This is a genomic window from Streptomyces sp. NPDC005648 (genome assembly GCF_040605395.1).
Lineage (GTDB): Bacteria > Actinomycetota > Actinomycetes > Streptomycetales > Streptomycetaceae > Streptomyces.
Window position 1 is genome coordinate 1 of record NZ_JBEXCS010000174.1, and the last position, 8,084, is coordinate 8,084.

Annotated in this window: 7 protein-coding genes; 4 read left to right on the forward strand and 3 right to left on the reverse strand. The window is 69.4% G+C overall.

The window, feature by feature from the left end:
• Positions 1-752 precede the first annotated feature (752 nt).
• Both ABZT17_RS44345 and ABZT17_RS44350 read right to left on the reverse strand, forming a co-directional pair.
• The gene (locus tag ABZT17_RS44345; RefSeq protein WP_356357869.1) at positions 753-1,469 is read right to left on the reverse strand and encodes a flavin reductase family protein; all 717 of its coding nucleotides are present in this window, start codon (positions 1,467-1,469) and stop codon (positions 753-755) included.
• Positions 1,470-1,511: 42 nt separating this feature from the next.
• On the reverse strand, positions 1,512-2,300 hold the full coding sequence (locus ABZT17_RS44350) for an enoyl-CoA hydratase/isomerase family protein (RefSeq protein ID WP_356357870.1): 789 nt from the start codon (positions 2,298-2,300) through the stop codon (positions 1,512-1,514).
• Positions 2,301-2,708: 408 nt separating this feature from the next.
• Here ABZT17_RS44350 and ABZT17_RS44355 point away from each other — a divergent pair, with 408 nt between their 5' ends.
• Together ABZT17_RS44355 and ABZT17_RS44360 are read left to right on the forward strand one after the other, a co-directional pair.
• The gene (locus ABZT17_RS44355) at positions 2,709-3,320 is read left to right on the forward strand and encodes a CGNR zinc finger domain-containing protein (RefSeq protein WP_356357871.1); all 612 of its coding nucleotides are present in this window, start codon (positions 2,709-2,711) and stop codon (positions 3,318-3,320) included.
• 249 nt (positions 3,321-3,569) lie between these two features.
• The gene (locus tag ABZT17_RS44360) at positions 3,570-4,505 is read left to right on the forward strand and encodes an alpha/beta hydrolase (RefSeq protein ID WP_356357872.1); all 936 of its coding nucleotides are present in this window, start codon (positions 3,570-3,572) and stop codon (positions 4,503-4,505) included.
• Between the two features lie 233 nt (positions 4,506-4,738).
• Here the strand turns inward: ABZT17_RS44360 and ABZT17_RS44365 are convergent, their stop codons facing one another.
• A complete protein-coding gene (locus tag ABZT17_RS44365; protein WP_356357873.1) occupies positions 4,739-5,356 on the reverse strand; it encodes a TetR/AcrR family transcriptional regulator in 618 nt (205 codons plus the stop codon).
• 126 nt (positions 5,357-5,482) lie between these two features.
• On the opposite strand from ABZT17_RS44365, the gene ABZT17_RS44370 reads away from it, so the two are divergent.
• The gene (locus ABZT17_RS44370; protein WP_356357874.1) at positions 5,483-6,904 is read left to right on the forward strand and encodes an aldehyde dehydrogenase family protein; all 1,422 of its coding nucleotides are present in this window, start codon (positions 5,483-5,485) and stop codon (positions 6,902-6,904) included.
• 175 nt (positions 6,905-7,079) lie between these two features.
• Positions 7,080-7,913, forward strand: a complete 834-nt coding sequence (locus ABZT17_RS44375; protein ID WP_356357875.1) for an SDR family oxidoreductase — start codon at positions 7,080-7,082, stop codon at positions 7,911-7,913.
• Positions 7,914-8,084: the final 171 nt, after the last annotated feature.

Below are 8,084 nucleotides of genomic sequence, written 5' to 3' on the forward strand. Positions count from 1 at the left end.
GCCACGGCACCACCAACGTCGACGTCAACAACCCCCTGCGTGAGGCGCTTTCCCGTATCGGCTCGGACGACCCGCTCCATCTGCGGGTCGGCCCCCACCGGGGCGGACACCGTGACGGGAATCATGACTCACCCGGGTGCCGGGCTGGGAGGGCGCGGAGCGTCGTCGTCGGTGGAGGTGGTCGCGGTGGCGCTGCGGTCGGCCGAGTTCGACCCGATGGCGGGCGGATTCCCCGTGCCGCCACTGCCGGGGCGGGAGCCGGCTGGCCGGACAGGGCGGCGCAGCCGATCGGTTGCCCAGTGCACCACGTCAGTCACGGGGCACCGTTCCCTCGCCGTGCTGCCCCGGCCGCTGTACGTGATCCAGACGCGCAACCGGCCTGCCCCGCACCCATGTCCAGTCCTCACCGCGATGGCCTGCAACGTCGCCCGCGCGGCCGACTGGATCGACACCGTACCCAGCATCGCGAGCTGCCCCGACGGCAAGGCGTTCCGTAGTGGTGTCAGACCTCAAGTCCGTAGGACGTGAACGCGTAGACCCCGGGGGCCTGCATAGGAGGAGTACACCAGGATGCCCAACGCCCCCTTTTCGTCGCGGTTGTAGCCCCAGGTCGACGGTCTCACCGGATCGCCGTGATCATCGGTCATTCTCAGGCCGAGGCAGGCATCCTGGACAAGCCGGAAGACATGATGGGATGTCGGTCGATCGGCGAGCGGTCCCGCCGGCGGACGTAACACGTCCCACCCGTGCCGTCAGTCGAGCGTCGTGGTGGAGCCGGAGGGCGACCAGTGAGGTGTGTCGATCGGCGAGTAGTACGTGTCCTTCTGGTCCAGGCGTTCCATCCGGCGTCCGGCGTGCGCCTTGAGGACCTCGGGGTCGAGCGGCGTCTCGAACGCGTTGTTCACCAGGGTGTATTCGGCGGCGAGTCGACCCACCGGAGCGATGGCGCCGAAGTCGATCCGGCCGCCCACATAGAGGTCATCCCGGATGTAGAAGCGCACCACGTTGCCCCAGACGGCGTTGTTGAGTCCGTCGGGCGAGGAGAAGATGTGCTCGACGGTGCACTCGAACGCGATGGGCGCGCCCTTGATACGGGGCGGACGGACGGCCTCGGACGGCACCTTCTCCAGCCCGACCGCGTCGAACTCGTCTACGTCGGGCTCGAACTCGAAGGCGCTGCGGTTCAGCCCCTCGATCTGCGGCAGGGTGGCCATGTTGGTGACGAACTCACCGGTGTCACGGATGTTGACGAAACTGTCCTTGAGCGTGGCGCCGTCCGAGCGCGGCTGAAACGACAGCGAGATCCTAGGCGGCTTGCGCCCGACGACCGTGAAGAAGGAGATGGGGGCCAGATTGCCCACACCTTCGGTGGACAAGGTGCTCACCCAGGCGATGGGACGAGGAATGACACTGCCGATGAGCAGCTTGTAGGCGGACTTCGCGTCCAGCTCCGCAGAATCGATGATCATGTGGTGTCCTCTGGCTAGCGGCGAGTGGGGGAGCGAGGCGGGTCAGCGGCCCTTGAAGGGGAGGACCGGCCGGGGGCGGCCCTCCTGGAGTGCCTTGGCGGCGGAGACCAGGCCGTCCTTGACGTCCTGGGTCTCGAAGAGAGGGACGGCCAGGTCGAACAGCTGCTGGTCGGCGGCCGGTATGCCGCCCGTGGCCCAGGCGCGCAACAAGGCCTTGTGCACGACGTGAGCCCGGGTGGGGCCTTCGGCGATCTTGCGGGCGAGGACCTCGGCTTCGGTGCGCAGTGCGTCGTCCGGGACGACGCGGTTGATGACGCCGGCCTCGGCCATGACCGAGGCGGGTACCTGCTCGGAGGTCAGTGCCCACTCGTAGGCGCGGGCCCGGCCGGCGCGTTCGGCCACGCGGTGGATCCCGCCGAGGAGGGTGACGATGCCGAGCGACTGCTCGGGATGGCCGAAGCGGGCGCTCTCGGCGGCCAGGATGATGTCGGCGCGCAGCGCGAACTCGAAGCCGCCGCCGAAGCACAGCCCCTGGACCGCGGCCACGACCGGCACGGGGAGCTGTTCGAACCGGTTGATCACCGCCAGGGCCTGGTCGAAGTCGGCTCGCAGGCTGGTTCGGTCGGCATCGACCCAGGGCCGGAAGTCACCGCCGTAGCTGAAGTCGGGACCCTCGGCCCGTAGCACGACGGCGCGGGCCGGGCTGCGTGTGATCGCGTCGACGATGTCGCTGAGTTCCTGGGTGAACTCGGGTGCGAAGCGGTTCTGCGGGGGGTTGTCGAGGACGATCGTGGCGACATCGCCATCGATGGCGTGGGTGAGAACGGGCATGGCGTTTCCTTGGCTCGGGACAGTGCGGGCGGGCTTGCGACCCGTCGGGTGAGGCGTTTGTGAGACCGGTTGGCGGCGGATTGCGCGCCGGTGGGACCTGCGTGCTGTGCGGGGTGAGGTGACCTCCGCCGGCGACACGCTGGGCGGTGATGCGTGGGTCGGGGGCGCCGCGGCGGGGATGCCGCCGCCGTTCTCCTTCTCCGGAGCGCAAGGAGTGTCTTGGGTGCTGTGGGGGCTGACGAGCTCATGAGCGACACCCTTCGTGCGGCTGCGTTGCCGATCCGATTGAAAGGACTGTACGCAGTTAGCTAATTTCATTTCAAGAGGGCAAGGGTGCCGTAACCTGAGGCAGTGGCCGCATGGTCGAAGTCATGTCGGCCCAACGACGACGAGTGAAGGGGGCAGGCCATGGTGTGGTCCGCATCCACGCGGTACGAGGTCGATCCCGCGCCACTCGGGCTGGCGCTGGTGCACGACCTGCTCAACACCATCTCCGCCGGCCGCCCCCGCGCGGCCGACCTCCTGGACGACCTCGGCGATGCGCAGGTGTGGGTCGACCAGGCCCTGGACAGCTGGGCCCGGGGGACGGCGCAGACCGCGGCGCAGGTGCGCCTCACCGAGAACGATCTCGAGGAACTGCGTGGTCTGCGCGCCGAGCTGAGGTGCCTTCTCGCTTCATCGGACGGCGACGGCCCGCGTGGCGACGACGCCGACGTGGCGCCGGCCGTTCATGTAGCGGCGGCGGCCCTGCGGATGGACCGCGACGGACGGGTCGTCCTGGAGCCGCGCGGACAGGGCTGGCGGTATGTGGCCGCCCTGGTGCTTCTGGAGGTGTTCCAGGCCCAGCGGGCGGACACCTGGCGCCGGCTCAAGATCTGCCGCAACGCCCGTTGTACGACGGCCTTCTTCGACCGCTCCCGCAACAACAGCGGCGTATGGCACTCCACCAAGACCTGCGGCAACCCGGAGAACCTGCGAGCCCACCGGGCGCGTCAGCGTGTGCGGGCCGCCGGGTCGTAGAAGCCACACCTACTTGAGTGAAATAGCCAAAAGGCTTACGCTCACTTCATCCGCCGTTGGCATCCGCCGTTGCCATTCGCCGCCACGACGGCCTGTTCGGCTTCGGGCCATCGGGCGCGAGTTCGCACGGTGTGCGCCGCAAGGGCGCCCTATCTGGTGGCGACTTCGGCCGGAGCGGAACACAGACTCAGTATTCGGTCCGGGTGCGTAGGACCGCGACGCCGCATAGGCGGTTTGGAGGCCGAACGCATGACACAGGTGACTCAGCGACCGCCGTTTGCCGAGGGCTCTCCGGCCGGTACGTTCCAGGCGGCTGGCCTTGTGCGTCGTCGGACGGTCCAGGCGGGCGTGCTGGAGGTTCCCATCCTCGAGGCGGGCAGCGGGCCACTCGTTCTGTGCCTCCATGGCTTTCCCGACCATGCCGCCAGCTGGGCAGGGCTTCTCGACCGCCTCGCACAGGAGGGCTATTGGGCGGTAGCACCGGCACAGCGCGGATACTGGCCCGGCGGCGCGGCTCCCGACGGCTCGTACCGCGCGTCCGCCACCGGTCAGGACGTCCTGGCCCTGATCGAAGCGCTCGGGCGCCGGCAGGCGGATCTGATAGGCCACGACCTCGGCGCCCGGGCTGCGTATGCGGCGGCGAACCTCGACGCGACGCGTGTGCGCAAGCTCGTCGGCATGGCGGTTCCCTACGGGCCCCAACTGCGCAACGCATGGGTCGCCGACGGCGACCAGCAGCGACGTAGCTGGTACATGTTCTTCTTCCAGACGGCGATGGCGCAGGCGGCCGTCGAGCTCAACGACTTCGCCCTCATCGACCGGCTCTGGCGGGAATGGTCGCCTGGCTACGAGCTGCCGGAGACGGAGCGTGCCGCACTCAAAGAAACCCTCCGTGCTCCCGGGGTCGTAGCCGAGACCCTGGGCTATTACCGCCAGTTGTTCACGCCCCCGGCGGACGAGGAGACCAGGGCGCTGGAGGCCCGGGCGGGCGGAGCCATCAGCGTCCCGTCCCTCTACCTTCACGGGGCCGACGACAATTGCATGTCGGTGGGGTTGAGCGCCGGCATGGAGGCCGTGTTCAAGAGCGGTTTCCAACGTGTCGCCGTGCCGGGGGCAGGGCACTTCCTGCACCTCGAACAGCCCACGACGGTCGCCGACCACATCCTCGGCTTTCTGAACAGCTGACCCGCTGCCGGTAGGCGATCGGGTGGCCACCGGCGGTCCCTCACTCCCAGGTACGCAGCGCGGTCGAGCACCGATCTCGAGCATGGCCCTCAGGCTGTCTTCCGCGTCACCATCCAGCGGCCGGGGCGGCGGCCAGCCGTCCTGGCCGCTCTACGTGTCCCTGGCGGAGCAGCTGCGCGAAAGGCAGCCCGCCGCGCCCGGCTTACTGGACATGCCCGAAGAGCCGCCTTCGCTCAGACGTGCCCCTTGTGCCCGACGGCGCGCAGGAGGAAGGGCAGGAGGCGGTCGGCGGTCTGCGCCGCGGTTGCCGCGTCCACCTGGTCCGGCGGCAGTGGCGTGAGGAAGAATCTGCTGACCATGGGACCGAGGACCAGGTCGCCCAGCAGGTCGGCGTGTTCCACCGGTGGGATCTCGCCTCGCTCCGCCGCACGTCGTGTGATCTCCTCCATGCGCCGGCGTATGGGCAGCACGAACGTGTTCGTGAGGGCCTCGGCCAGCGGGGTGTTGTGCCGGGCCTCGCCGATCAGGGTCTGCAGCACCCCTCCTTCTCGCCCGGTCAGGGAAGCCGCCTTGTCCCGGAGCAGGGCGCCGAGGTCGCCTTCGAGCGTGCCGGTGTCGGTGTCCGTCGAGAGTTCCTGGGCGTAGGCGGCGGCAGCGTCGACGACCATGACCTCCTTGGAGGGCCAGCGGCGGTAGAGCGTGGCGGTGGAGACTCCGGCGCGGGTCGCGACTGCGGCGGTGGTGAGAGCGCGGTAACCGCTCTCGGTGAGGACGGCCATGGTCGCGTCCAGCAGCGCGCGGTCGCGGGAGGCATCGCGGGGGCGCCCCCGGCGGGGCTGGGCGCCGGTCATCGGATGGCTCCCGAAGAGGTCCGGTCGGGCTGTCGTACGGAACGTCGAGTAGGGGTGGGGTAGGTCACACGACAAGTATACAGGCATACGAAACGAAAAGCTTTCGTTTCGTATATGCTTCTGGGCATGGACACCAACGCACCCACCGGCGGTCAGCCGGACATCGCTCCCGAGGCGGCCTCTGCGGCGGAGACCGTCGCGCGACTGCGGGCCACGTTCAACACCGGCCGCACCAAGCCCGTCGCCTGGCGCAAGCAGCAACTGCAGGCGTTGAGACGACTGTTGACGGAACACGGGGACGTGTTCGCGCAGGCCCTGCACACCGACCTCGGCAAGAGCGCGACCGAGTCGCACATGATGGAGATCGGCTACCTCGTCAGGGAGATCGACCACACCCTGCGTCATCTCGACCGGTGGCTGCGTCCGAAGCGGGCCTCCGTGCCCCTGTCGCTCATGCCGTCCCGGGCCTGGACCGTGCGTGAGCCGCTGGGCGTCGTGCTGGTCATCGCCCCCTGGAATTACCCGGTCAACCTGGCGCTCGCGCCGGTCGTCGGTGCCCTGGCCGCCGGCAACGCCGTCGTCCTCAAGCCCAGCGAGGTCGCCCCCGCCACCTCGGCCGTGCTCGCCCACTGGCTGCCCCGGTTCCTGGACCCGCGGGCCGTGGCCGTCGTCGAGGGAGGCGTGCCGGAGACGGCCGCCCTGCTGGAGCAGCGTTTCGACCACATCTTCTACACCGGCAATGGCACGGTCGGACGCATCGTCATGACCGCCGCGGCCCGTCATCTCACCCCGGTCACCCTGGAGTTGGGCGGCAAGAGCCCCGCCGTCGTCGAACCCGGCGCCGACCTCGCGATGGCCGCCCGCCGCATCGCCCTGGGCAAGTTCATGAACGCGGGCCAGACCTGCGTCGCACCCGACTACGTGCTGGCGATAGGCGAGGCGGGTGCCGAGATAGAGGCGCACCTGACGCAGGCGCTCCGCGAGATGTTCGGCACCGATCCGGCCCGCAGCAAGGACTACGGCCGCATTGTCAACGAACGCCATTTCGACCGGCTGGCCGGCCTGCTGAACGACGGCCGCATCGTCGTGGGCGGCGACCACGACCGCGGCGCCCGCTACATCGCCCCGACCGTGCTGGCCGACGTCGACCCCGACTCCCCGGCGATGCGGGAGGAGATCTTCGGCCCCGTCCTGCCCATCGTCCGGGTCCCCGACCTGGACGCGGCGATCGCCTTCATCACCGGACGGGACAAGCCGCTGGCCATGTACGCCTTCACCGCCTCCAAGGCCTCCAAGCGGCGCCTGACCGCGGAGACGTCCTCGGGCGGCCTGGTCTTCGGCCTCTCGAACCTCCAACTCGGCGCGATCGACCTGCCCTTCGGCGGCGTCGGCGAGAGCGGCATGGGCCACTATCACGGCTCGTACTCCCTGGACACCTTCAGCCACCTCAAGTCCGTCCTCGACAAGCCACTCAAGCCGGACACGCTGGGCGTGGCCACCCCGCCCTACACCCGAGGCAAGGACCGCATCCTGCGGCGCATCACGTGAGACGGATCGACGACGAGCAAGAGCGCGCGGTCGACGTGATGACCGTCCCGCGGCCAGGGATGACGACCTCGAACGCCGCGACCACCGCCCGGCGGGCCTTCGGGCTCGCCCCGGGACCGGATGACGGTCATCGACCGTCGTAAGCACGGAAGGGAGAAAGGGACGAGGTACCCGCATGGGCACCGCCTCCCCGACCGCCATGAGCAAGATCGACTACCGTAACCAGACCACATTGATCACCGGGGCGAGCGCCGGACTCGGCGCGGAGTTCGCCCGCCAGTTCGCCGAGCGCGGCTCGAACCTCGTGCTGGTCGCCCGCCGCGCGGACCGGCTTCAGGCCCTGGCCGACGAACTGTCCTCGAAGTACAAGGTCACCGTCACGGTGGTGCCGTTCGACCTCACCGTGCCCGGCGCGGGCGAGGCGCTGGCCAAGGAGGTGGCCCGGCGCGGGATCAGCGTGACCAGCCTCGTCAACAACGCCGGCTTCGGCACCCACGCCCCCTTCCGCCAGGAGGACCCAGAGCGCGTCCAGCAGGAGATCGGCCTGAACGTGGCCGGCCTGGTCGACGTCACCAGAGCCTTCATCGGCCGGCTGACCGGTGTCCTGGTCAACGTCGCCAGCTCCCTCGGGTACCAGCCCTGGCCCAACGCCGCCGTTTACGGGGCGACCAAGGCCTTCGTGCTGAGTTTCACCGAGGCGCTGTGGCAGGAATCGCGAGGGACCGGCCTGCGCGTGCTCGCTCTCTCTCCGGGCCCGACCCGCACCGAGTTCTTCGACACGGCCGGCTCCGACGACATGGCCCGCGGTGTCCGGTTGCAGACCCCGCGCCAGGTGGTCAGCACCGCACTGCGCACGCTGGACCGGCGCAACCCGCCGCCCAGTGTCGTCTCCGGCACGTTCAACTGGGTGATGACCCTGACCTCGCGCTTCACCACCCGCCGGGCCAACGTTCTGGCCTTCGGCGCGATGACCCAGTGGCAGATGCGCTCGGGCCCGTCCGGCCACTGACACTCATCGGGCCACCGTCACCGGATCCTTCCGAGGATGCCCCGGCCTTCAGGCCGGGGAGGAATCGGACCCCTGCGGGGCAGGGCAGGGAAAGAGTAATCGCCGTCAGGGCGATTGGTCGCCTCCGTCCACGGCGGTGCGGGCGACCTCAAGCATGTGGACGATCTCGGA

What these genes read in the sequence shown, in the direction of transcription:
- ABZT17_RS44345 (WP_356357869.1), bottom strand. Translation starts at nt 1,469, where the DNA reads ATGATCATCGATTCTGCGGAGCTGGACGCGAAGTCCGCCTACAAGCTG.
- ABZT17_RS44350 (WP_356357870.1), bottom strand. Translation starts at nt 2,300, where the DNA reads ATGCCCGTTCTCACCCACGCCATCGATGGCGATGTCGCCACGATCGTC.
- ABZT17_RS44355 (WP_356357871.1), top strand. Translation starts at nt 2,709, where the DNA reads ATGGTGTGGTCCGCATCCACGCGGTACGAGGTCGATCCCGCGCCACTC.
- ABZT17_RS44360 (WP_356357872.1), top strand. Translation starts at nt 3,570, where the DNA reads ATGACACAGGTGACTCAGCGACCGCCGTTTGCCGAGGGCTCTCCGGCC.
- ABZT17_RS44365 (WP_356357873.1), bottom strand. Translation starts at nt 5,356, where the DNA reads ATGACCGGCGCCCAGCCCCGCCGGGGGCGCCCCCGCGATGCCTCCCGC.
- ABZT17_RS44370 (WP_356357874.1), top strand. Translation starts at nt 5,483, where the DNA reads ATGGACACCAACGCACCCACCGGCGGTCAGCCGGACATCGCTCCCGAG.
- ABZT17_RS44375 (WP_356357875.1), top strand. Translation starts at nt 7,080, where the DNA reads ATGGGCACCGCCTCCCCGACCGCCATGAGCAAGATCGACTACCGTAAC.